The sequence below is a fragment of the Hymenobacter seoulensis genome, assembly GCF_054780535.1.
The window spans coordinates 921,070-943,373 of record NZ_BAAGWD010000002.1 but is presented as its reverse complement, the minus strand read 5'-3'; the positions used below and the strand labels follow the sequence as shown (position 1 = coordinate 943,373).

At 57.2% G+C, this 22,304-nt stretch carries 20 protein-coding genes and 1 pseudogene; 4 read left to right on the top strand and 17 right to left on the bottom strand.

The annotated features are described in order from the left end of the window. Positions 1 to 120: 120 nt before the first annotated feature. Positions 121 to 693, top strand: a complete 573-nt coding sequence (locus tag ACYVHC_RS11925; RefSeq protein ID WP_460613933.1) for a macro domain-containing protein — start codon at positions 121 to 123, stop codon at positions 691 to 693. On the opposite strand, the gene ACYVHC_RS11920 is transcribed toward ACYVHC_RS11925, so the two are convergent. From ACYVHC_RS11920 to ACYVHC_RS11895, 6 genes are all read right to left on the bottom strand, one after another. Beyond that, positions 679 to 1,473, bottom strand: coding sequence for an alpha/beta fold hydrolase (locus ACYVHC_RS11920; protein ID WP_460613932.1), 795 nt, complete (start codon positions 1,471 to 1,473; stop codon positions 679 to 681). The two genes, ACYVHC_RS11925 and ACYVHC_RS11920, sit on opposite strands and share 15 nt — an antisense overlap. 88 nt (positions 1,474 to 1,561) lie before the next feature. After that, a complete protein-coding gene (locus tag ACYVHC_RS11915; RefSeq protein WP_460613931.1) occupies positions 1,562 to 2,116 on the bottom strand; it encodes a DUF502 domain-containing protein in 555 nt (184 codons plus the stop codon). 136 nt (positions 2,117 to 2,252) lie between these two features. Continuing rightward, positions 2,253 to 3,137 (bottom strand): 4-hydroxy-3-methylbut-2-enyl diphosphate reductase, encoded by an 885-nt coding sequence (locus ACYVHC_RS11910; RefSeq protein WP_460613930.1) that lies wholly within the window; start codon positions 3,135 to 3,137, stop codon positions 2,253 to 2,255. A 145-nt stretch (positions 3,138 to 3,282) separates the two neighbouring features. Then, positions 3,283 to 3,999 (bottom strand): (d)CMP kinase, encoded by a 717-nt coding sequence (gene cmk / locus ACYVHC_RS11905; RefSeq protein ID WP_460613929.1) that lies wholly within the window; start codon positions 3,997 to 3,999, stop codon positions 3,283 to 3,285. A 41-nt stretch (positions 4,000 to 4,040) separates the two neighbouring features. Beyond that, the gene (locus ACYVHC_RS11900) at positions 4,041 to 4,433 is read right to left on the bottom strand and encodes a hypothetical protein (RefSeq protein WP_460613928.1); all 393 of its coding nucleotides are present in this window, start codon (positions 4,431 to 4,433) and stop codon (positions 4,041 to 4,043) included. A gap of 72 nt (positions 4,434 to 4,505) precedes the next feature. Next, entirely contained in the window at positions 4,506 to 4,664 is a 159-nt protein-coding gene (locus ACYVHC_RS11895) for a hypothetical protein (RefSeq protein WP_460613927.1), read from the bottom strand. An 84-nt stretch (positions 4,665 to 4,748) separates the two neighbouring features. Here ACYVHC_RS11895 and ade point away from each other — a divergent pair, with 84 nt between their 5' ends. Next, positions 4,749 to 6,404 carry an adenine deaminase gene (gene ade / locus ACYVHC_RS11890; protein ID WP_460613926.1) on the top strand — a complete coding sequence of 552 codons (1,656 nt, stop codon included), beginning with the start codon at positions 4,749 to 4,751 and terminating at the stop codon, positions 6,402 to 6,404. 81 nt (positions 6,405 to 6,485) lie between these two features. Here the strand turns inward: ade and ACYVHC_RS11885 are convergent, their stop codons facing one another. Both ACYVHC_RS11885 and ACYVHC_RS11880 read right to left on the bottom strand, forming a co-directional pair. Continuing rightward, on the bottom strand, positions 6,486 to 6,908 hold the full coding sequence (locus ACYVHC_RS11885; protein ID WP_460613925.1) for a response regulator: 423 nt from the start codon (positions 6,906 to 6,908) through the stop codon (positions 6,486 to 6,488). 50 nt (positions 6,909 to 6,958) lie between these two features. Further along, positions 6,959 to 7,933: pseudogene (locus tag ACYVHC_RS11880) on the bottom strand (PLP-dependent cysteine synthase family protein); the annotation flags it as partial. A 296-nt stretch (positions 7,934 to 8,229) separates the two neighbouring features. On the opposite strand from ACYVHC_RS11880, the gene sucD reads away from it, so the two are divergent. Next, positions 8,230 to 9,111: a succinate--CoA ligase subunit alpha gene (gene sucD, locus ACYVHC_RS11875; protein ID WP_460613924.1), complete on the top strand. Its 882-nt coding sequence runs from the start codon at positions 8,230 to 8,232 to the stop codon at positions 9,109 to 9,111. Positions 9,112 to 9,180: 69 nt separating this feature from the next. On the opposite strand, the gene ACYVHC_RS11870 is transcribed toward sucD, so the two are convergent. The 3 genes from ACYVHC_RS11870 to ACYVHC_RS11860 all read right to left on the bottom strand — a co-directional run bounded on the left by ACYVHC_RS11870 (position 9,181) and on the right by ACYVHC_RS11860 (position 11,686). After that, complete coding sequence (locus tag ACYVHC_RS11870) at positions 9,181 to 9,945, bottom strand: hypothetical protein (protein ID WP_460613923.1); 765 nt, start codon at positions 9,943 to 9,945, stop codon at positions 9,181 to 9,183. Between the two features lie 79 nt (positions 9,946 to 10,024). Then, on the bottom strand, positions 10,025 to 10,768 hold the full coding sequence (locus ACYVHC_RS11865; protein WP_460613922.1) for a hypothetical protein: 744 nt from the start codon (positions 10,766 to 10,768) through the stop codon (positions 10,025 to 10,027). Positions 10,769 to 10,954: 186 nt separating this feature from the next. Further along, positions 10,955 to 11,686 (bottom strand): outer membrane beta-barrel protein, encoded by a 732-nt coding sequence (locus ACYVHC_RS11860; protein ID WP_460613921.1) that lies wholly within the window; start codon positions 11,684 to 11,686, stop codon positions 10,955 to 10,957. A 163-nt stretch (positions 11,687 to 11,849) separates the two neighbouring features. On the opposite strand from ACYVHC_RS11860, the gene ACYVHC_RS11855 reads away from it, so the two are divergent. Next, positions 11,850 to 13,247 (top strand): mercuric reductase, encoded by a 1,398-nt coding sequence (locus ACYVHC_RS11855; protein ID WP_460613920.1) that lies wholly within the window; start codon positions 11,850 to 11,852, stop codon positions 13,245 to 13,247. 8 nt (positions 13,248 to 13,255) lie between these two features. On the opposite strand, the gene ACYVHC_RS11850 is transcribed toward ACYVHC_RS11855, so the two are convergent. From ACYVHC_RS11850 to pheT, 6 genes are all read right to left on the bottom strand, one after another. Next, on the bottom strand, positions 13,256 to 13,960 hold the full coding sequence (locus ACYVHC_RS11850) for a hypothetical protein (RefSeq protein WP_460613919.1): 705 nt from the start codon (positions 13,958 to 13,960) through the stop codon (positions 13,256 to 13,258). Positions 13,961 to 14,151: 191 nt separating this feature from the next. After that, positions 14,152 to 15,849, bottom strand: a complete 1,698-nt coding sequence (rny, locus tag ACYVHC_RS11845; protein WP_460613918.1) for a ribonuclease Y — start codon at positions 15,847 to 15,849, stop codon at positions 14,152 to 14,154. Between the two features lie 135 nt (positions 15,850 to 15,984). Further along, positions 15,985 to 16,275 (bottom strand): cell division protein ZapA, encoded by a 291-nt coding sequence (locus ACYVHC_RS11840; protein WP_135529332.1) that lies wholly within the window; start codon positions 16,273 to 16,275, stop codon positions 15,985 to 15,987. Between the two features lie 33 nt (positions 16,276 to 16,308). After that, positions 16,309 to 16,605, bottom strand: a complete 297-nt coding sequence (locus ACYVHC_RS11835) for a hypothetical protein (protein WP_460613917.1) — start codon at positions 16,603 to 16,605, stop codon at positions 16,309 to 16,311. A gap of 122 nt (positions 16,606 to 16,727) precedes the next feature. Further along, on the bottom strand, positions 16,728 to 19,733 hold the full coding sequence (locus ACYVHC_RS11830; protein ID WP_460613916.1) for a M16 family metallopeptidase: 3,006 nt from the start codon (positions 19,731 to 19,733) through the stop codon (positions 16,728 to 16,730). Between the two features lie 103 nt (positions 19,734 to 19,836). Continuing rightward, positions 19,837 to 22,272 carry a phenylalanine--tRNA ligase subunit beta gene (pheT, locus tag ACYVHC_RS11825; protein ID WP_460613915.1) on the bottom strand — a complete coding sequence of 812 codons (2,436 nt, stop codon included), beginning with the start codon at positions 22,270 to 22,272 and terminating at the stop codon, positions 19,837 to 19,839. Positions 22,273 to 22,304: the final 32 nt, after the last annotated feature.

The following is a 22,304-nucleotide window of genomic DNA, read 5'->3' as shown; positions in this document are numbered from 1 at the left end:
ACTAGGCTGAACCGTCGGAAAAGCAGACTCAACCGCTTACAACTTTCTGCTACCTTCGGCCGCAACGGCGCCCTAGGTCACTTCGTTATGCCAACCGGCATGTTCCGTATCCCTTTCTGTATGGCCTCTCCTTCTGTTTCCTCTTGGCGCACCGAAGCGCAGCGTTTTGACCGTATCCTGCTTTACCGCGGCAACATCATTCATCTTGATACCGATGCCATCGTGAATGCGGCCAACTCCAGCCTGCTCGGAGGCGGGGGCGTTGATGGGGCCATTCACCGCGCCGGCGGCCCCGAGATTTTGGATGCTTGCCGTACGCTGCGGGCTAGTCACTACGGTAGCGGCCTGGCTACGGGCAAAGCCGTACTCACTACCGGCGGGCGGCTGCCAGCGCGGCACGTCATTCATACTGTAGGCCCCGTCTGGAACGGAGGGCACAAACACGAGCCAGAGCTACTGGCCGATTGCTACCGCAACAGCTTGCACATAGCAGCTGACCATAAGCTACATAGTATAGCCTTTCCGGGAATCAGCACCGGAATATATGGTTACCCCAAAGCCGAAGCTACGACCATTGCCGTGCGGCAGGTGCGGCAGTTTTTGCAGGAGCATGAGCTGCCGCAGGAGGTTGTATTTGTGGCCTTCGACGAAGAAAGCTACCACCTTTTAGAGCAAGCGCTAGGCCAACCGTAGCTCAGGGTGGCGGCGCAGGTAGGACGCCACATCGTAAATCAGGCCAGCGTGGCCGGTTTCCAGCAGCACGGTGTGCGCCTGTTGCAAAGACGTGATGAAGCGTTGCAAGCCCGCATGCGGAATCACCCGATCGTGGCGCCCCAGGAAAAAGGTAACGGGCGTTGGCCGCCGGTTTAGCAGTATGGCCAGCTTTTTCAGATCAAAGGTCAGGTTTCGGAACCCCACCCAACTGCGGTACACGCGCAGCCGTTTTTCGCGGCTATCCAGTTGCCATTGCGCAAACCGGATCAGGTTGGCATCGAGCAGGCGGCGCTCATGCAGGGTATCGAGGAAGCGCAAAATGCGCTGGGGGCGCAGTACGGCCCGGCCCAGCACGCCGCGCATCCAGGGCGGATACGTGGCCATAGTGTACCAAAACTGCCGCTGTAAGCCATCAGGAGCCAATAGCCACACCTGCTTTACCAGGTCCGGAAACTGCTCAACCGCCGTGAGGGCGAACTTAGCGCCCATGCTAAAGGCCAGCAAGCTGAACTCATGAATGCTATGCGCTTCCAGAAACTCGCCCAGCAACGCTCCTACCCGCTGCTTGGAAAGAGGTGCATCGGTTTTGGCTAGCTTGCTGCGCCCGTGGTAAAACAGGTCGAAGGCATACACCGTCACCTCGGGGCCTAGGGCCTGAACGAAGCTACGCCAGTGGCCCTCGCTTTGCCCGTAGCCATGGAAGGCCAGTACTACCCGCGGCCCCGTTCCGTATTTCTGAAAGTGCAACTGGGTTTTCATGAGCGTAGCGGTAAAGGCGGCAACCGTACTACGAGGAATTCGCGCTGGGTGCTGTTTTCACAGGTACTACTGCACTTTGAGCTCCACCCTACCCTAGTCGGGAAACCCCACCCGACACAATAAATTTCATGACCTCACTGCTGGGCAAATCGAGGTACGTGATATTCTGGACCGGCACCAGCACCAGCTCGCCCGAGAAGTTATAGGAGTGCGGAAAGTACACGGCCAGCAGGTCGTCGCGGTGCAGGCCGTTCATGGTGGTTTGGGTCACGAAGCCCATTTTATACGTTTGCTCCGCAGCGCTCAGGCGCACTAGCACCGGGCGGTTGAACTTCTGATTATCGCCCACGAAGGCATCAAACAGGTCTTTCAGGCTGGAGTAGATGATGCTTACCAGGGGCGTGCGGTGTAGTAACCGCTCCATGATAATGAGAAACGGCCGCACCAGAAACGACTTCGCTACAAAGCCCACCAGCGTAATAAAGCCGATGGCCACCAGCAACCCCAGCCCAGGAATATCAAAGCTCAGGCCCGCAAACAGGTCGTTGAGCCAGTGCAGTAGCGCATACAGGATATAAACTGTGAGGCCGACCGGCGCGACAATGAGAAATCCGTTGAGAAAATAATTAATGATGCGACGCATGGGCAGAGAAGTTGGCCCGCAAGTTACCGGAGCCGACACAAAAACGAGTACCCGGAAGCGCGGCTTCGCAGGTACTCGGTCTGGGTTGTGCCTTTGCTGGCCGGCGGTGTAGGCCGGTAGCAGGGCTAGTGCTAGGTTATGCTACGGGCTCGGCCACGTCCTCAATGCGGTCTTTCACGCGCTGCATCAGCCACATGGGCGTGCTGGTGGCGCCACAGATACCTACTGACTCGGCGCCCTCAAACCACTCCTCTTGCAGCTCCTGCTCGTTCTCAACGAAGTAGCTGCGCGGGTTAAACTTATTGACTACCGAAAACAGAGCTTTACCATTGGAGCTTTTGCGGCCGCTCACAAATACCACTACATCGTGCTGCTGGGCAAACTTGGTTAGCGCCGGCTCCCGGTTGCTTACCTGCCGGCAGATGCTGTCATTGGCATCAAAGGCATCCAAGGAGCCGCCAGCCAACTTAATGCGCTCCTCTATCACCTCTTTCATGTGGTAGAAGCCCGCAGTGCTTTTGGTGGTCTGGCTGAACAACGTCACGGGGCGCGAGAAGTCTACCTGGTCCAGGTCCTGCTCCGTCATGACAATGATGGCCTGGTTGCGCGTCTGGCCCGTCAGGCCAATTACCTCGGCGTGGCCGGGCTGCCCATAAATTACTACCTGCCCATTCTGGCGCGTAGTGGCATCGAAGGCATGCTTTACGCGGTTCTGCAGCTTGAGTACCACCGGGCAGGAGGCGTCAATCAGTTCAATGTTGTTGCGCAGGGCCAGCTCGTAAGTTTCCGGCGGCTCGCCGTGCGCCCTGATGAGTACTTTGGCATCGTGCAGTTCTTCTAGCTGGTCTCGGTCAATAATGCGCAGCCCCAAGCCATGCAGGCGTTCTACCTCCATGCGGTTGTGCACAATATCGCCGAGGCAATACAAGGTTTCCTGTTGCCCTAACTCGTCTTCGGCCATTTGAATGGCAAACTCAACGCCGAAGCAATAGCCAGAATTTTTATCGATGATGACGTTCATGGGCTCTAGATTTTGGCACGCCACTGTAAGAGTACTACCTATCCTCAGCGGCGCAACCGGCGCCTACTCTGCAGGCTACGAATTTGGAAGCTGCTATAACTACAACAATTCTGCCGCACTTTTACTTGCCAAAACAGCAGGTAGTTTATTTCGGTACGCTTCCTGTCCAGCCCGCAGCTGCCAAAGAAAATAAGGAGGCGGAAACGCGTTCCAGCACAAAGTCTACCTGCTCGTCAATCATCATGTGGGTGGTGTCGAGCAGCACGGCATCAGAAGCGCGGCGCAAGGGGCTTTCGGCGCGCGTTGAGTCGAGGTGGTCGCGCTTGCGCAGGTTTTCCACAATGTCTTCTACGGGCACGTGCTCTTCCTTGAGCGCTAGCTCCTCTTGGCGGCGCAAGGCCCGCGTGAGCACATCAGCCGTCATAAAAATCTTCACTTCCGCATCCGGAAAAACGGTGGTGCCAATATCGCGGCCGTCCATCACTACCCCACGCTTGCGGCCCATCCGCTGCTGCTGGCTAACCATGGCGTGGCGCACAGCCGGAATAACCGATACCTCGCTCACGGAATTGGAAATGCGCATCTGCCGGATTTCATCTTCCCGAATCACGCCATCAAGGCACAGCTCGTTGCGGCCGGTTTTGCGGTTGCGCTTGAAGGTGATGTGCATTTCACTGAGCGCCTGCTCAATGCGGGGCAAATCGTCGAAGCTGATGCCGTGCTCCAGTAAATACAGCGTAACACCGCGGTACATGGCGCCGGTATCGATGTAGGCGTAGCCTAGCTCAGCGGCTACGGCTTTGGCCGTGGTGCTTTTGCCACAGGAAGAGTAGCCGTCGATGGCAATGACGATTTTTCTCATGGCAGGAGTTGGGCTAGGCTCAAGCGAAGTAAAAGGACTCACTAAATCCAGGATTTACGGCTTGGCTTGGCAGCCAGGCGCTCAGGTACACCCGCGAAAAACGTGGCCACCGACTGGGCCAGGCCCTTGGTCAGTTGCTCGCTTACGCGGTAAAACGGATTGAAAAAATTGGTATCGTTAATGCCCACGCCAGTGGCACCATCGGGCCCTTTGGCCCAGGTACCGCCGTAGGTTTCTACTAGGCATTGGCCCAGAAAGCACCCTAGCGCCGTAATAACGCCCTGGCGGTCGGCTTCTTTCACGGTAGGACGCTGCTCCTCAATAAAACCAGCGAGGCGCTGCACAGCGGCGGCATCAAATTGGTTGACTTGCAGCTGTTGGCGCACAGCTTCGGCAGCGGCAACAAGCGAGGCTAGCGGATTAGAATCGGGCATAGAGGGGCAAGGCTGAACGGAGGCAATAGAGAAGCTTCTGATGATACGTGACGGGGGGTGCGGCGCGTCAGGTTAATGACTGTCGCAGGGGCAGGGCACTTTCCCCATCGTGGCCTTGCGCTTGTAAGAGGCGGTTTTTTTCTGCTGCGGACTGCGGGTAGCACAGCCCGTGGCCACTAGGCCCGTGCTCCCGATAAGGGTGGCCAGCAGCAAAGTCACAATCTTTCTCACGGCGCGGATTTTCGGCAAATATACGGTTCTTTACCCGTTAGCCGCCCTCCGGCTTTTCTTTTCACTGCGCCTCCCTCCTGCCCTATGCCTACCGAATTTCAGCTTCAGGCCAACGTTATCAACCTGTTTCAGAACACTATAACACCGGCCACCCTGCACGTAGCCAATGGTCGTATCCATCAAATTGAACCAACCAGCGCTACCGCCCCCGACCCAGCGCTGCCCTACGCACTACCTGGCTTCGTGGATGCCCACGTGCACGTGGAGAGCTCCTTGCTAGTGCCCTCAGAGTTTGCCCGCCTGGCCGTGGTGCACGGCACCGTAGCTACCGTTTCCGACCCGCACGAAATTGGCAACGTGCTGGGTGTGGCCGGCGTGAAGTATATGCTCCAGAACGGGCAACAGGTGCCGTTTAAGTTCTGCTTTGGTGCTCCCTCGTGCGTGCCTGCTACCCCTTTTGAAACCGCCGGGGCCGAAATAACCGCCCACGATATTGAACTGCTGTTTCAGGAGCATCCGGAAATTGGCTACCTCGCCGAAATGATGAACTGGCCCGGCGTGCTGCACCGCGACGAGCTGGTGATGGAAAAAATCCGGCTGGCCCAGCAGTACGGCCGCCCCGTGGACGGGCACGCCCCCGGCCTCCGCGGCGAGGATGCCCGCCAGTACGCCGCCGCCGGCATCAGCACCGACCACGAGTGCTTTACGGCCGAAGAAGCCCTCGACAAGCTGGCAGTAGGCATGAAAATACTGATTCGGGAAGGATCCGCGGCCCGCAACTTCGAGGCCCTGATTGATTTGCTGCCAGAGCACTACGAGCACCTGATGTTCTGCTCCGACGACAAGCACCCCGATACGCTGGTGTTGGGCCACATCAATCAACTCGTGCAGCGCGCCGTAGCCCGCGGCCAGGAGGTGCTGAAGGTGCTGCGCGTAGCCTGCCGCAACCCTGTAGAGCACTACAAACTGCCCGTAGGGCTGCTGCGCGAAGGCGACCCCGCCGACTTTATCGTGGTAGACGACCTAGTAGATTTCGCCGTCCGCCAAACCTACCTGAACGGGGAGCTAGTAGCCGAAAATGGCCAAACGCGCATTCCGGCCGTAGCCGTTGAGGTCGTCAATAACTTCGATACCAACCCGGTGCAGGCCCAGGATTTTCAGTTGCCCGCGCCCCAGCAAGCTGCTACCGTTCGGGTGATTGAGTGCTTTGACGGCCAGCTTATCACGGCCCGGCACGATGTACCAGCCCTTGTAGAAAATGGGTTGGTAGTACCAAATCTAACTGAGGATGTGCTGAAGCTTACGGTGGTGAACCGCTACCACAGCGCCCCGCCAGCAGTTGCCTTTATCAAAGGCTTTGGCCTGAAGCGCGGCGCGCTGGCCAGCAGCGTAGGCCATGACTCGCACAACATCACGGCCGTCGGCTGCGACGACGCTAGCCTTGCCCGGGCCGTGAACCTAGTTATTGAAGCCCGGGGCGGCCTGGCGGTGGTGTCGCCGGATGGTGAGGAACTAGTGCTGCCACTGCCCGTAGCGGGCCTCATGTCGGACCAGGATGGGTACCACGTGGCCGAAGCATATGGCGCTGTTGATGCCTTGGCCAAGCAACTGGGCTCGCCGCTGCAGGCCCCCTTCATGACGCTCTCGTTTATGGCGCTTCTTGTAATTCCTAGCCTCAAGCTCAGCGACAAAGGCTTGTTTGATGGGGAGGCGTTCCGGTTTGTGGAGGCAGTTGTGTAATCTGTTCTTCGCCTGAAAGCAAAACGCCCCGTGCTTAGCAGCACGGGGCGTTTTTATGAGGGGGTTACTAGGTTCAAAAACCTATTCAACCGATACAAAGCGCTTTTGCAGCAGCTTCTGCATTTTCTCTTCGGTAAGCGGTTTGGCTAGGTATTCAACACCTTCATACTGCGCTACACGGGCCGTATCGGCGGCGTGCATAGAGGTAGTCAGGACGGCCATTACCGTTTTTTCGCGTACCGATTCGGGCAAGGAGCTGAACAGCTTCAGGAACTCGAAACCATCCATACCGGGCATTTTCAAGTCCACGAACACGAGGTCCGGAACTTCTTCCTTCGCCGGCTCGCCATTGGGGCCGCCCCAAAACTGCTGGTAAGCCTGCTCCGCTTTAGAAAAGGTTTGTACCTGCTCGGCCACGTCGAGGCGGCTGAGCAGACGATTATTCAGGAAGCTAGTGGTTTCGTTGTCGTCCACCAGCACCACGTTGCGCAACTTCTTTGACATGGTATCGATATTCTTTAAGTGAAAAGAGTAGAGGAGAAAACCTGGGCCTAGAGCCAGCCCTGCTCCCGCATCCACTCATCGTTATAGATTTTTCCGAGGTAGCGAGTGCCGTGGTCGGGTAGTATAATGACCATGGTATCCTCTTCCTTCAAATGCTCCTTGGCATATTCCAGAGCGCCGTACACAGCCGATCCGCACGACCAACCCACGAACAAGCCCTCTTCTTTGGCCAACCGGCGCGTCATCAAAGCCGCATCCTTGTCAGTTACTTTGATGAACAGGTCAATCAAATCAAAGTTAACATTCTTGGGCAGAATATCTTCCCCGATGCCTTCCGTTTTGTAGGCATAGATTTCGTTTTCATCGAAAATACCGGTCTCCTTGTACTTTTTAAACACGGAGCCATAGGTGTCCAAACCAACGGTTACCAGGTTGGGGTTCTGCTCTTTGAGGTATTTGGCCGTGCCGCAGATGGTGCCGCCCGTGCCTACGCCCGCCGCGTAATGCGTGATTTTGCCTTCCGTCTGGGCCCACAGCTCGGGGCCGGTGGTTTCGTAGTGCGCCTGAGAGTTGGAAGGGTTATCGTACTGGTTGGGGTAGATGGAGTTCGGAATTTCGGCGTTGAGCTTGCGAGCCACCGAGTAGTAGCTGCGCGGATCATCGGGCGCTACATTAGTAGGGCACACAATTACCTCGGCTCCTACAGCCCTCAGAATATCCTGCTTTTCCTTGCTTTGCTTGTCGCTCATCGTGAAGATGCACTTGTAGCCCTTCGCAATGGCGGCCAGCGCCAGGCCCATGCCGGTGTTGCCGGAAGTGCCCTCAATGATAGTTCCACCTGGCTTCAGGAGCCCGGCTTTCTCAGCATCCTCCACCATTTTCAGGGCCATACGGTCCTTCACAGAGTTGCCGGGGTTAAAATATTCCACTTTGGCCAGCACAGTGCCTTTAATGCCATCCGTGACTTTGTTGAGCTTTACGAGCGGCGTATTGCCGATAGCCTCAACGATGTTATTCAAATACATGGGTGAGAGGTAGGTGGTATTGGAGAGAGGCCACAAAGGTACGAATTTCAGGTCGGCGGCTTGGTGTATACCGGTGCCTAGTTGCACAGCCGAGCTTAGGGCTGCCCCAATAGGCATTCTGGAAGCTAGTGAGGGCAGCACACAGCGGACTGTCTTATGTGAAACGGCAGCCGCGGCATCTTTCCCGGCCCGGCACTTCGCCCGACACCCAAAAAAGCCTACTTTTGCGCACCGTCGACGGTAGTCGACGAGCAGTACCCCACCCCAAACCCGCATCTTCCTCTAACCCCACTTCTATGAGTGTTCTGGTAAACAAGGATTCCAAAGTGATTGTGCAGGGCTTCACCGGCTCCGAAGGCTCATTCCACGCTCAACAGATGATTGAGTACGGCACCAACGTGGTGGGTGGCGTAACGCCCGGCAAAGGCGGCACGCAGCACCTCGACCGTCCCGTGTTCAACACCGTAGCGGAAGCCGTAGAGCAGGCCGGCGCCGATACCAGCATCATCTTTGTGCCGCCGGCATTTGCTGCCGACGCCATTATGGAAGCCGCCGACGCTGGCATCAAAGTCATTGTAACTATCACCGAAGGCATCCCGACCAAGGACATGATTGCGGTGAAGGAGTATCTGAAAGGCCGCGAAGGTCTGCGCATGATTGGGCCTAACTGCCCCGGCGTAATGACTGCCGGTGAGTGCAAAGTGGGCATTATGCCCGGCTTTATCTTCACCAAAGGTCGTGTAGGCATCGTTTCGAAGTCGGGTACCCTGACCTACGAAGCTGTTGACCAGCTAACCAAAGCCGGCCTGGGCCAAACCACGGCTATCGGCATTGGCGGCGACCCTATCATTGGTACTACCACCAAAGAAGCCGTAGAGCTACTCATGAACGACCCCGAGACCGAGGGTATCGTGATGATTGGTGAAATTGGCGGTGGCATGGAAGCTGAAGCTGCTCGCTGGATTAAAGAAACCGGCAACAAAAAGCCCGTAGTAGGCTTCATTGCTGGCCAAACCGCACCTCCCGGCCGCCGCATGGGCCACGCTGGTGCCATTGTAGGTGGCGCCGACGACACGGCTGCTGCTAAAATGGCCATCATGCGCGAGTGTGGTATCCACGTAGTAGACTCGCCTGCTGAAATCGGCGACACGATGCTGCGCGTACTAGGCAACAAGTAAGCTCAAACCAGCTGAACGATATAAGAAAGCCCCGGCGCAAGTTGGGGCTTTTTTGTGGCGTGCCTAACCTTATTTCTTCGCAGCAGCTGGCTGTAGCAAATGAGGCCGAAATACTACCCCAAAGCTAATTAAGGAGCTGACTGGCGCCACCTGCTGGCGGTCGGGGTTTCCGGAGGCAGCACGGCCGGGCAGGGAAACGCCGAGCGTGGCCATTGCCTGGAGTGGCCCTCCTCCGACCCGTACAAAACCAGTCGGCTCCAGAAAAAATCTGTTTGCGGGCTCAATAGCCGTATCGTCGCGCAGCAGCTGGGTATAATTCACTAGCGTGCTTCGGACAGAAAGCCCGTAGCTAACCTTTGGTAGCTGCCGGGCTGCATAGAGTTGCCCGTAGTAGCGCAGATACGTGGCCTGGTATTGTACCTGCGGACCAGGAATTGGAATGATGAGCGCAAAGCGCTCAATATCCTGGTCATACACCTTGGCTTTCGCAACCCCAACGCCGCCCAATGCCGCGAGATACACGGACTGGTCTCGGCCGAGCAGCCTGTATGTTCCCAGCCCTACTCCAACCTGCCGATGCGTACTGCGGTAGGTAGCTGTACTGTTGTTGCTGGTTACGCTGGTCTCTCTTGTCTGGGCAGCCCCTTCTCCGGCCACCAGCAGGCGCCGGGCCGGCGACCAGGCAGCGCCAGTTTCAAAGCTGGAAAGACTGCGAACAGCGGCCGTAATTTCCACTTCCCCTTTCTCGCGAAGCAGAGGCGTACTAGGCACCGTGGGCACGTAAACCGCACAACCGGAAAGGCAAGCCCCACAAAGCACCAGATACTTTTTCATATAGTCGTTTATCAGCTGTTAATAAGGAGTTGGGCGCCTATGGCACCTAGTAAATTGCCTTAGATTTAGATATAGTGAGTTAGTTGCGCACCCGCACGGCAGCGCGTTTGAGCAGAGGCTGCCACGCAAGACCCAAACTCCAGAAGACAGCCGGCCGCCCAACCGTGAAATACTGATCAGACTTAATCTGCAAGCCGTCGTTGCTATCAGAAATATTACTCAGCGAAATACCTACCACCGACTGCACAAACCACTGGGAGGAACCGTACAGGCTTCTGCGCTGCTGAACGGCCAGCTCATGCCGCATGGTTTGCAGGCCAGGAACTGGTTCTCTATCAGCCAAAAGATTAGTGAACTGCACCGAGGCCAGGCGGTAGGTAACCCCTAGGGTGTTAAAGCGCCCGAAGTGCGCAATACCGAGCTGCCCATAGAGCTTGCGGTAGTCTCCCTTAAACTCGTCATCACAGCCCCACCAGCAGCTTTTTACGTGCGAGGTGGCGGCCCCTACGCCAGTAGTTGCGGTCAGTAGCCACGCTTCTCCTAGGTTCCAGTAGCCGCCCAACCCCACCTCCCCTTGCCGGGTACGGACATAGCCGTCCTGTTCATTTGCCCACTTAAACCCAACACTGCCGGCTCCGGTAACCAGCACGTGCTCCAGCGGCGAATACGCTGCGGTGGCCTCCATGCGCCCGGTAAGCTGGATATTTGCGGCTACTTCCAGCTGGCCCTTTTCTTCGAGAAGCGGCATAGTTGGCTGCATGGGCAAATACACACAGCAACCCGCTAGGGCAAGCGTAGTCAGGCAGGATAACAGTAGTTTCATGCAGCGGCCGGGAAAGGAGTGCTTCAAGTAGCTTCCTTTCCTGCCGGCCCCCAAACCAACATAGTTCCTATACTGACTTTACAGAGCCTGCATCGGCTAGCCTGTTTCCGCTATGTTCGGACGTACTAGGCCCCTGAAGTGCCCAAACCCCGGCCCGTAATCAGACTTTTCATCGGGCACGAAGCACTATTTGTCGCCGCTCTGCCCGCCTAGGTTCACTACTAGCCCAAACTGAAATACGGAGTTGGCTGCTTTCAGAAACTTGCGCTGCCGCAGGCCAAAATTACTGCCGCTGATTACCTGAAAATCGACGGGCCCGACCAGCGTAACGCGGGTATAGGTAATGGGCTCCAGAAAAACGTTGTCTTCGGGCGTGCTGCCCAGCCCATCAATGCGGAAGTTATCCAGTTGCATGTAGCTGGCTCGCAAGGCCGTGCCATAGCTTACGGGCCAGTCGCGGCCTAGTACGTGAAAGCTCTTGCGGTCTTTGGAGGTGTAGTTTACCTGCACGAAGTACTTGGTCAGGTTGCCTTCCAGGGTGCGGGTAATGCCTTCGTCGGGGGTGCGCTCCACACGCTTGGTTTTGCCCAAGCCGTAGCCGCCATAGATTTCCAACACCCTCCGGTCGGCCAGGCGGGTGTAATAGCCCAGGCCCACCTCGCCAAAATCGTGGTTTTCGGCCCGCCGCTTTTTATTGGTGCTCAATGAGGAGGCCGAACCCATTACGCCCAAGTGGTCGGAAATAGCATAAGCGCCCTGCAGCGCCGTATTCTGGCTGAAATTGGTGTGCAGGCTCGCGCTGAACTCGCCTTTCTGGGTGAGCAGAGGTACTTGGGGCGGCGGCGGAAAATACAACGACGTGCAGCTGGCCAGCAACGGCAACAACACGACTAGGCAACGACGGAAAAAGAGCGGCATCGGCAGCAGAATGGTGGCTGGTTGGGCAGAACGCAGGAAGTTGACTTTCGTTGTGTAAGCTGAGCAAAACCTGTTGGTAAAAGAGCCACATCAGTAGTTTAGAGCCAAGCTTCGTATAGGCACTACGGCCGGGCTTCGGCCGCTTCTTCGGCACTGTACCTGTATGGCTTCTACTACCCGCTTCGACGCGCTCATTATCGGCTCCGGCCAAGCTGGCTCACCCTTGGCAACGGCCTTGGCTGATGCCGGAAAAAAGGTAGCAATAATTGAGAAATACCTGCTAGGTGGCTCTTGCATCAATTACGGCTGCTCGCCCGTGAAAGCCATGCTGGCCTCTGCCGAACGGATGCAACAAATCAGCAGTGCCGCCGACTACGGCGTGCGGACCAGTCAGCCCAAAGCAGATTTGCGGGCCATTGTAGCGCGCAAAAACGCCATTATTGAAGCCAAGCGCGAAGGCGTGCGCAAAAACCTGACGCAGGAGCACCCGGGCATTACCGTCCTGCACGGCCACGCCACCTTTACTGGCCCACGTACCCTTCGCGTAGCCTTGGCCAGCGGGGAGCAACAGGAGCTTACCGCGCCGCTTGTTTTTATTAATACGGGCACCAGGGCCGCCGTGCCGCCCATTGAAGGGTTAGTGGAGAGCGGCTTTCTTACTAACCTGGAAATGCTGGATGTAAAGGAGCTCCCCGAACATCTGATCATTCTGGGCGGTGGCTATATTGGCCTAGAATTCAGCCAGATGTTTCGCCGCTTTGGGTCCCGCGTAACGGTTATTGATGCCTCTCATAACCTGCTGGAGCGCGAAGACGATGACGTATGTGAGGCCATGCGCGGGCAGCTAGAAGCTGATGGAATCGAATTTGTGCTGGAAGCCGAAGTACGGCTGGTTTCCCGTAACCCCGATGGCCTGTATACACTTACGGCCTCCACCCCCACCGGCGAACGACGAATCCGTGGCTCCCACCTGCTCGTGGCTGTAGGCCGGGAGCCCAACACCGATGACCTGGGGCTAGAAGCGGCTGGCATCCAAACCGATGAGAAGGGCTATATCTTGGTGAACGAGCGGCTGCAAACCAACGTGCGCGGCGTGTATGCCCTAGGCGATGTGCACCCGGGTCCTCAGTTCACCCACCTTAGCTACGACGACTACCGCGTAGTCCGCGACAACCTCCTGCATCGCAAGCGCCGCTCGGCCAAAGCCCGACCTCTACCCTATGTGGTATTTACTCAGCCCCAGCTCGGCCGCATTGGTCTTTCTGAGAAACAGGCTCAGGAGCAAAAGCTTGCGTATCGCGTAGCCACCATGCCCGTGAAGTATGTCGGTCGCTCACAAGAAACCGGGCACACCACAGGCTTCATGAAAGTGCTGGTTGACGGCCGCAGCCACATCATCGGAGCTACCGTCTTCTGCGAGCAAGGAGGAGAAATCATGTCGATGATACAGCTGGCCATGGCGGGAGGCCTCACCTGCGACGATTTGCAGAACACCGTATTTGCCCACCCGACCTGGGCTGAAGCGCTTAATAACTTGTTTGCGAAGCTGGAAAAGGTGTAGTACTGGGCCTACTCTTTAAATAGGTGAGGATAAATTACTAGCCCCAAAGAGGTGTACAACCGTCCTTCTTTTGTATCCCGAATGCGGATGTCACTAGAACCATTCTTTCTTTCATCCGGCGAAAACGACACGCTAGTGGCCAGTTGCAGCTGCAACCAACGTGCGCTATTTCTGCCGCTAAAGCGCATAAACAGCAGTGGCTCTACGCGAGTCATGCGCCGTAATGGTATAGATAGGCCTTTATCGGTAAGCGAAGTAAAACGCACCTGCGACAACCGAAACGCACCGCCGTAGGTTACTCTATCCGCGTCGTTGGCGATGTATGCGTCGGCAAACAGCTTACAATAGCGTGCCGCGTAATCATAGGTTACTGAGGGAGTTAGAAACAGCGACTCAAATCCGTCGCGGGTGAACCGCCGGTTGCTCCGGCCAACGCCGTACCCCACCATGCCGCCTACTAACCATTGCTCTTTCAGGTACCAATACGTGCCTGCCCCAAACTCCATCTGACGGTTTCGGAAATAGGTGGAGTCGCCGCCACCTGTGCGCAAGCCCCCTGCCGCCCGTAGTACCACATGCTTGATCGGGGAATAGCTGGCTGAGGCCTCCAAACGACCATTGCCATACACGCTACCAACTACCTCTGCCTCTCCCTTTTGGCGTACTACAGGAGCGGCGGGCTGCAAAGGTGCATACACCGAGCAACTTCCCATTGACCAAGCCAATAGAACCAATAAGCTGCGTTGAAAGCGTATATTTTTTGGCATAGCAATAGGGTATAGCTTTCACTTATTTCTGGGCCTAGTGAGTAGAGTATAGCGGCCGAGTAAACGTTGCACATTCCACAAAAAAAGCCCGCCGCAACATCTGTTGCGGCGGGCTCTGTACGTCGGTTACTAGGTGCTTACTTGGCGTAAGCCACCGCCCGCATCTCCCGGATTACCGTGATTTTGATCTGGCCGGGGTACTGCATTTCTTTCTCGATTTTCTGCGAAATTTCGTAGCTCAACTCGGCGGCGCGTTCGTCAGTTACGTTTTCGGCGTCTACCATTACGCGCAGCTCGCGGCCGGCCTGAATAGCAAAACACTGATTCACGCCTTTAAAGCCGTTGGCGGTTTCCTCTAGCTGCTTCAAGCGCTTGATGTAGCTTTCCATCATCTCGCGGCGGGCACCGGGGCGCGAGCCGGAAATAGCGTCGCAAGCCTGCACCAGCGGCGAAATCATGGCCGTCATTTCCATTTCGTCGTGGTGAGCGCCAATGGCGTTCACTACGTCGGGATGCTCCTTGTACTTCTTGGCCATTTCCATGCCCAAGATGGCGTGGGGCAGTTCGGGCTCCTCGGTGCTTACTTTTCCAATGTCGTGCAACAGACCAGCACGCTTGGCGTGCTTCACGTTCAGGCCCAGCTCTGCGGCCATAGTGGCGCAAAGGTTGGCTACTTCGCGGGAGTGCTGGAGCAAGTTCTGGCCGTAGCTGGAGCGGAAACGCATCCGGCCTACCATCTTAATCAGCTCGGGATGCAAGCCGTGGATGCCCAGGTCGATGATAGTTTTTTCCCCGATTTCCACGATTTCCTCGTCGATGTTCTTGCGGGTTTTGGCCACAATCTCCTCGATGCGAGCCGGGTGAATCCGGCCATCCTTCACCAGCAAGTGCAGGCTTAGGCGAGCCACCTCCCGACGAACCGGGTCGAAGCCCGAAATAATAATAGCTTCCGGGGTATCATCCACAATGATTTCCACACCCGTAGCGGCTTCCAGCGCCCGAATGTTACGACCCTCACGGCCGATAATCTTGCCTTTTACATCGTCCGATTCGATGTTGAACACCGACACACAGTTCTCAATGGCATGTTCGGCAGCAGTGCGCTGAATGGTTTCCAGCACCACTTTCTTGGCGTCTTTGGTAGCCGTGAGCTTGGCCTGGGCTACCACGTCTTTGATGTAAGAAGAGGCCTGAATCTGGGCTTCGTTTTTCAGCGACTCCACCAGTTGTTCACGGGCTTCGGCGGCTGTGAGGCCTGAAATGCTTTCCAGCTGCGAGGTTACTAGCTGCAGCTTCTCGCTTAACTCCTGGCGGCCTTCTTCCAGCTCGGTTTCTACTTCCTGCTCGCGCTGTTCCAGTTTAGCCAATTGGTTTTCGAGGGTAGTGCGGCGCTTTTCCTCTTGGGCTTCCAGTTTCTCGCGCTGCTGCTGCGCCTGGGTTTCAATCCGCTCGCGGGTAGCTTCCAGGTCTTTCTCTTTGCGCTGAATTTGCTCCAGCTGCTTTTGAGTAGTGAGGGTGAGCTGCTTGATGCTTTGCTCCTGCTCCACTACGGTGGCGCGGCGCTCGGTGAGTTCTTGCTCCAGGGCTTGCTTCTGGCGGCGGCTTTCCTGCTCAAACTCCTGCTTAAGGGTGCGGAATTTATCTTTCGACTGCTGAATCCGCTCGTCGCGGGTACGGGTCGCCTGGGCTTCCGCCTCGGCCAAGATCTGCTGGGCCCGGGCTTTCGCGTCGGCTTCATGATCCTGCCGGGCCTTACCGGCCAGCAGGCGTCCGAGCACTACGCCAACCACAAGGGCTAGCACAGCAGCAAGAACAATATAGAGAGGTTCGGACATGAGCTATAAGGGGGGGTTAAAGGAAGGAAGAAACCCACAGCTCCGTAGAAACACCAATGCCCGCGCAGTAAGCGGGGCCGATTACCCCACCCTGCTCGGGCTTACGCTTCGCGCTGCTGCTAGCCGCGTAACTGGCTAGACCAGCACCACTCCCGACAGCAGCTCATCCAGGCGCGCGAGGCGCTCGGTGAGGGCCGCGTCGGTCCCGTCCTTTTCCTTGCTGACCTTCAGGCGGTCAGCCATTGTTGATAACGCAATCATGGCCAGCAAGTCCTGCTTGTCCTGAATGCCATACTGTTCACGAAATTCCTTCAGCCGCTCGTTTAGCAGCCGGCCTGCCATGCGCAGGCGTTCCTCATCCTGGGGGCTTACCCGCATAGGGTAGTCCCGGTCAGCAACGCGGATTTTGATGGACAGATCGGACATCAGTAGCCAGTAGGTGGTGGGGTTAGGTGGTGGTTACTCCCTCAAATAGGCAAGACACTTATCTATTTCTCGGATGTATTCGTTGAGGCGAAGTTTCAGCTCGTTGACATTGGCCGGTTCTCCGGCTATGGTATTGACAAGTTTAGTGATATTCTCCTGATTCTGGAAATCCTTCAACTGGCGCTCCCGGTCGCGTACATCGGCCCGCAGCTGCTGAATGGTCGTCTGCGCATCGGCAAGCTCCTCACGCAACTGCTGATAGGCAGCCACTAAGGTGGTCACCTGTCGTTCCATGCGGTCGAGTTGCGCAAGCTGCTGAGTAGATGCCATAGGCAGAGAGAATATTTTTGGTGAAGGTAGCAAACCTCCACCGCACAAACACACTCCCCACGCCTAGCTGTTCCCGAACGGAAAAGCCAGACGCAGGGAGATTCAGGTATTAAGCGGGCCGCTTACTTTCCGGCTTTGCGCTTCACTTTCACCTTGCGGCCCGTGGTGTCTTCAACTTTCAGCTTACCTGCCGGCAGCTCAGCCGGAGCAGCCACGCTAGGTGCCGCCGCTGCTCCTGTAGAGACGATGTTATTGGCGAAGCTGGTTTCTACTACTTCATACCCTAGCTGTTGCAGCTCCGGCAAGTATTTCCGATCGCCGACAACCACAATGTACATCTTGTCGACGGGCAGGTTTTTCTGGGCGGCAGCTTGCACGTCAGCGGCCGTGAGCTGGCGTAGTATGGCCGACTGCTGATCAATAAAATCAGGCTTGAGGTTATACTCCAGCATGCGGCTCAGGAATTGGGCTTTTTGCTGTCCGGTTTCATACTTAAGCGCTTCGCTCTGCCCCACTGAGGCTTGCAGAAACTGGAGCTCATCGGCCGAAATGCCTTCGCGGTAGTTGGTGAGCTCCTTCATCATTTCGCGTACGGAGGCCGCGGTAGCATCGGCGCGCACGCCGGCTTGGGCCGTGAAAGGCGCGGCATAGCGGGTGCTGGTGAAGTCGGTGAAGGCGCCGTAAGTGTAGCCCTTGTCTTCGCGCAGGTTCAAGTTGATGCGCGAGTTGAAGGCGCCGCCCAGCAGGTAGTTGGCCAGCGTAGCGCGGTAATAGTCGCCGGTAGCATCGTAAGACAAAGCCGTCAGGTACCCAATCCGGATTTCTGACTGGGGCGCGTTTTCCTTGGCTACAAAGTAGAGTTTGGTTTTGTCGGGTTGCGGGGCGGCCGGGGCGGCTACCAGTGCGGGCACCTCGTGGCGCTGCCACGCTTGCAGGAAGCCAAGTTTGGGCAGCACCTGCTGCTCCGTTACGTCTCCTACCAGCGTCAGGAAGCTGACATTCGGCGCGAAGCTTTGCTGATAGAACTGCTTAACGTCATCGAGCGTGATGCCGGCAATGCTGGCAGGCGTGCCGGCCACGGCTACCCCGGTTACGTTACCGGGCCCGTACGCCAAGCCATTAAACACGAGGTCGGCAGTTACGCGGGCTTGGCTCTGGAAGTCGTTCACCATGGCCAACTGCTGCTTTTTCAGGCGCTCGAAGTCGGCGGCGTCAAAGCGGGGGTGCAGGAGGCGCTCCTCTACTAGGGCCAGCGTGGGGTCCAAGTTCTTCGTCAGGCTTTGCACATACACCTTGATATCGTCATCGCCGGCGGAGATGTACATGCTGCTACCCAACGCTTTCAGCTTTGCCTCCAGCTCTTCGGTGGTGTACTTCTGCGAGCCTTCACTCACCATTTTGGCCGTCATTTCCACGAGGCCCACTTTATCGGGGCGGCTTTGCAGCAGGCGCTGGCCACCCTGAATGGTGAGTAGCATCGTGACGGTAGGTACTTCGTCGTTGCGGGTTCCGATGACGCGCAGGCCGTTGGGCATTTCGCGCTGCCAGTACGCGGGCACTTTCAGCACGGGGTTGGCACCGGCTTTGGGCTGCTTGCTTCGGTCGAAACTATCCTTGGCTTTGATGTATTTGAGGCCGGCGTATTCATCGGCCGGGGCTTTGTAGCTGGCTTTATCTACCGTGAAGTTATCGGCGTGGGCTACCAGCTCGGGTTTGCCTTTGGGCACTACGCTTAGTATCACGGCAGGCTTGCCGCGCAGGTATTTATCGTAAGCGGCCTGCACCGTGGCGGGCGTGAGGGCGCGCAGGCGCTGCAGTTGCTGTGGCAGCAGGTTGGCGTTGCCGCCTAGGGTCTGATATTGCGCCAACCGGCTGGCCTTGTAACCTACGCTGCTGAGGCTGTTGATCAGGTTTACTTCGGCCTGGGCTTTGTAGCGCTCCAGATCAGCGGGGGCAATGCCTTTACGTTCAAATTCAGCGAGGGTGCGGCGCACCCGGGCTTCGGCGCTATCCAGCCGCTGGCCTTCAAACGCCATGACGCCAATAACAAATTCGCCGGCCAGCTCGGAGTTGCTCTGGTAGCTATACGCTTCCGGCGACAACTGATTTTTGACCAGGTTTTTATACAGCAAGCTGTTCTTGTCGCCGCCCAGCAGGTCGGCCACGGCATCCAAGGCGGCCTCATCCTGATGATAGACCGGAATGGTCGGCATTGACAGCATCAGCATGGGCTGGGTGATGTTGTCCTCGTAGCTTACGTACCGATTCAGACCTAGTACCGGAGCCGGCAGCTTCATGTTGCGCACAGCCGGACCGCGGTTTATCGTCCCAAAATATTTTTCGGCCAGCAGCACGGCTTGGGCCGGTTGCACGTCGCCGGCAATGGTAAGGGTAGCATTGTTGGGGCCGTACCAGCGCAGGAAGAAGTTCTTCAGGTCGTCTACATTGGAGCGGTCCAGGTCTTCGAGCGAGCCAATCACCGACCAGGAATACGGATGCCCATACGGAAACATGGTCCTTGCCACTATCTCGTAGGCGCGGCCGTAGGGCCGGTTGTCCACGTTCTGGCCTCGCTCGTTTTTCACGGTAGCGCGTTGTGTTTCAAACTTGGGCTGGGTTACGGCATCAAGCAGAAAGCCCATGCGGTCGGCCTCTAGCCACAGTGCCGTTTCCAGCTGGTTACTAGGTACGGTTTCAAAGTAATTCGTGCGGTCTTGGTTGGTGGTGCCGTTCAGGTCGCCGCCCGCGGCCGTTACCAGCTTGAAGTGCTGTTCGTCGCCCACGTTATCGGAGCCCTGGAACATCATGTGCTCAAAGAAGTGGGCAAAGCCCGACTTGCCCACCTGCTCACGGGCTGAACCTACGTGGTAGGTTACATCAACGTGCACCAGCGGGTCCGAATGATCTTCGTGGACCAGGAGTGTGAGGCCGTTGGGCAGCACATATTTCTCGTAGGGAATAACCAGCTCCGAGCCTTTGCGGGTTACTTTTTCCACCAGCTTAGTGCCGGAAGCGGTTGCCGCAGTGGCCGTTTTGGCGGCCGTAGCCTTGGCTGGTTTTTGCTGCGCTATAGCCGGCGCGGCCGTCAGCACTAGGCCCAACAAGCCCAGGAAGTATCGTGAATACATAAACACTAACGAATTAGAACAAAAAAATACCCGCCATCTGCAGTAGATGGCGGGTAAATAAACTGGTTTCTATTGACTTATACTACGTCTGATGGCTAGTGATTTATTTCCGGATCAGGGCCCCAGCATGCTGCTCGAATTGCTGAATCAGGCGCTGCATCACGCCGTCAATGGCTTGGTCGGTTAGGGTTTGGGTAGGGTCCTGGAGCAGGAAGCTTACTGAGTACGACTTTTTGTCGGAACCCAGGTTTTCGCCTTCGTACACATCAAACACATTCACCTGCTGCAGCAGCTTCTTTTCGGTGCGGCGGGCAATATGCTGGAGTTGGTCGAAGGTGACGGTTTTGTTGACCACCAGGCTCAGGTCGCGGCGCACTTCCGGAAACTTGGGCAGCTCGCGGGCTACCAAGCTGTTCTTGTACTTGCGCATCAGCCAATCCCAGTCCAGCTCGGCGTACCACACAGGCTGCGACACGTCCATCTTCTTCAGCACTACCCCCGACACGGCACCCAACTGCGCTACCGGCTGGTTTTGGGCGAGCAACGTGAGGCCACCGGCCAGATACGGGTGCTGCACCGGGTGTGAGGTAGGCGCCGGGAACCCAAGCGAAGCCAGTACTTGCTGCACGGCACCCGCCAGCTGGTGGTAGGTAGCCTTATCCGACTTCTGCTGCCACGTTTCGGCGGCGGTGTTGCCGGTGAGGTAAATCACGAGCTTGTTGTGCTCCTCGTACTGGCCGTTGCCGAGCTGGCGGTAGGTTTTACCGAACTCATACAGCTTCAGGTCGCGCTGGCGGCGGTTTACATTGTGGCGCACTACCTCCAGGCCGCTGTGTAGCAGCGTGGGCCGCAGCACGTTCAGCTCGGCGCTATTGAAGTTGAGCAGGCGCACCAGCGCTTCGTCCGTTTCGCCCTCCTTCTCAAAGTACAGCGAGTTGGTGATGGAGTTGGTAATGATTTCCGAGAAGCCTTGGCCGCTGAGCAGGCGCGCCGTGTTCTGGCGAATTACCTCTGGGTCGGGGTTTGGAAATTTGGCGAGGTAGCTGGCCGAGTTGTGCGGGCGCAAGGCCACGTGGTTGTAGCCATAAATGCGCAGAATCTCTTCGATGATATCGGCCTCGCGGGTAACATCTACCTTATGCGGCGGCACCGACAAAATCCACTCGGCGTGGCCAGCATCATCCGTCAGTTCTTCCGAAACGAGAATATCGAGGTCGGTGAGGATCTGACGAATCCGCTCGGGCGCAATGAACTGGCCCACTAGCTTCTCTACGCGCGGCAACCGCAGGCGCACTGGTGTGTGGCTGATGTGGGTTGGATACTCATCAACAATAGGGGCCGCTATTGTAGCACCGGCTACTTCCTGCAGTAACAGGGCGGCGCGCTTCAGGGCAATAGGCACCATATGCGGATCAGTGCCGCGCTCAAAGCGGAACGACGCATCGGTTTTGAGCTGGTGCGTCTGGCCGGTTTTGCGCACTGCGGCGGGGCTGAAGTAGGCGCTTTCCAGAAACACGCGCGTCGTTGCGTCCGATACACCCGAGGTCTTACCGCCGAATACGCCGGCCAGTGCCATGGGGGCTCCGTTGGCATCGGCAATTACCAGGTCTTCGGGGCGCAGGGTACGCTCTAGGCCATCGAGGGTGATGAACCGCTCGCCCGCTTCGGCGCGCTTTACCCGAATATGGCTGCCCGTAATCTGGTCGGCATCGAAGGCGTGCAGGGGCTGACCCAGCTCGTGCAGCACAAAGTTGGTGATATCGACTACGTTGTTAATCGGCGAGAGGCCAATGCTACGCAGGCGGCGCTGCAGCCACTCCGGCGACGGCCCTACCTGCACGTTTTCCAGCAGCAGGCCCGCGTAGCGCGGTGCAGCAGCCGCATCTTCCAGCGTAACCCGGATGTTCTGGGCCGCCTCGGCGGGAGCATGGAACTTGCTGATATCGGGTAGGTGGCAGGGCTGGCGCAACAGGGCGCGCAGCTCGCGGGCCACGCCGTAATGCGAAGCGGCATCGGCGCGGTTTGGCGTCAGGCCAATTTCGAATACGGAGTCAGAGCCCAAGCCGAAGTAGTCGGCAGCGGGGGTACCGTTGGGCAGGTCGGTGTCCAGCTCCATGATGCCGGCGTGCGAAGTGCCCAAACCGATTTCGTCCTCGGCGCAAATCATGCCTTCAGAGGCCGCACCGCGAATTTTGGACTTCTTGATTTTGAACGGCTCACCCTGCGTGGGGTACAGCATGGCGCCTTCCAGCGCCACCACCACTTTCAGGCCGGCGCGCACATTGGCCGCGCCGCACACAATCTGGCGGGGCGTTTCATCGCCTACGTCCACAGTAGTTAAGCTGAGCTTATCGGCGTCGGGATGCTTTTCGCAGGTGAGCACCGTGCCCAGTACGAGGCCGCGCAAGCCACCCGGTACACTTTCCAGCTCCTCAATACCCTCTACCTCCAGCCCGGAGCCGGTGAGCAACTGCCCGATTTCCTCGGCGGGTTTGTCGGTAGGAATAAGCGTGCGGAGCCAGTCGAGGGAAATTTTCATGAGTCAGATGCCAGTTATCGGTTGCCGGGTTC

Bases quoted from the DNA above. Each gene is read 5' to 3' on its own strand.
- ACYVHC_RS11925 (WP_460613933.1), top strand. From the start codon at position 121: ATGGCCTCTCCTTCTGTTTCCTCTTGGCGCACCGAAGCGCAGCGTTTT.
- ACYVHC_RS11920 (WP_460613932.1), bottom strand. From the start codon at position 1,473: ATGAAAACCCAGTTGCACTTTCAGAAATACGGAACGGGGCCGCGGGTA.
- ACYVHC_RS11915 (WP_460613931.1), bottom strand. From the start codon at position 2,116: ATGCGTCGCATCATTAATTATTTTCTCAACGGATTTCTCATTGTCGCG.
- ACYVHC_RS11910 (WP_460613930.1), bottom strand. From the start codon at position 3,137: ATGAACGTCATCATCGATAAAAATTCTGGCTATTGCTTCGGCGTTGAG.
- cmk (WP_460613929.1), bottom strand. From the start codon at position 3,999: ATGAGAAAAATCGTCATTGCCATCGACGGCTACTCTTCCTGTGGCAAA.
- ACYVHC_RS11900 (WP_460613928.1), bottom strand. From the start codon at position 4,433: ATGCCCGATTCTAATCCGCTAGCCTCGCTTGTTGCCGCTGCCGAAGCT.
- ade (WP_460613926.1), top strand. From the start codon at position 4,749: ATGCCTACCGAATTTCAGCTTCAGGCCAACGTTATCAACCTGTTTCAG.
- ACYVHC_RS11885 (WP_460613925.1), bottom strand. From the start codon at position 6,908: ATGTCAAAGAAGTTGCGCAACGTGGTGCTGGTGGACGACAACGAAACC.
- sucD (WP_460613924.1), top strand. From the start codon at position 8,230: ATGAGTGTTCTGGTAAACAAGGATTCCAAAGTGATTGTGCAGGGCTTC.
- ACYVHC_RS11870 (WP_460613923.1), bottom strand. From the start codon at position 9,945: ATGAAAAAGTATCTGGTGCTTTGTGGGGCTTGCCTTTCCGGTTGTGCG.
- ACYVHC_RS11865 (WP_460613922.1), bottom strand. From the start codon at position 10,768: ATGAAACTACTGTTATCCTGCCTGACTACGCTTGCCCTAGCGGGTTGC.
- ACYVHC_RS11860 (WP_460613921.1), bottom strand. From the start codon at position 11,686: ATGCCGCTCTTTTTCCGTCGTTGCCTAGTCGTGTTGTTGCCGTTGCTG.
- ACYVHC_RS11855 (WP_460613920.1), top strand. From the start codon at position 11,850: ATGGCTTCTACTACCCGCTTCGACGCGCTCATTATCGGCTCCGGCCAA.
- ACYVHC_RS11850 (WP_460613919.1), bottom strand. From the start codon at position 13,960: ATGGGAAGTTGCTCGGTGTATGCACCTTTGCAGCCCGCCGCTCCTGTA.
- rny (WP_460613918.1), bottom strand. From the start codon at position 15,849: ATGTCCGAACCTCTCTATATTGTTCTTGCTGCTGTGCTAGCCCTTGTG.
- ACYVHC_RS11840 (WP_135529332.1), bottom strand. From the start codon at position 16,275: ATGTCCGATCTGTCCATCAAAATCCGCGTTGCTGACCGGGACTACCCT.
- ACYVHC_RS11835 (WP_460613917.1), bottom strand. From the start codon at position 16,605: ATGGCATCTACTCAGCAGCTTGCGCAACTCGACCGCATGGAACGACAG.
- ACYVHC_RS11830 (WP_460613916.1), bottom strand. From the start codon at position 19,733: ATGTATTCACGATACTTCCTGGGCTTGTTGGGCCTAGTGCTGACGGCC.
- pheT (WP_460613915.1), bottom strand. From the start codon at position 22,272: ATGAAAATTTCCCTCGACTGGCTCCGCACGCTTATTCCTACCGACAAA.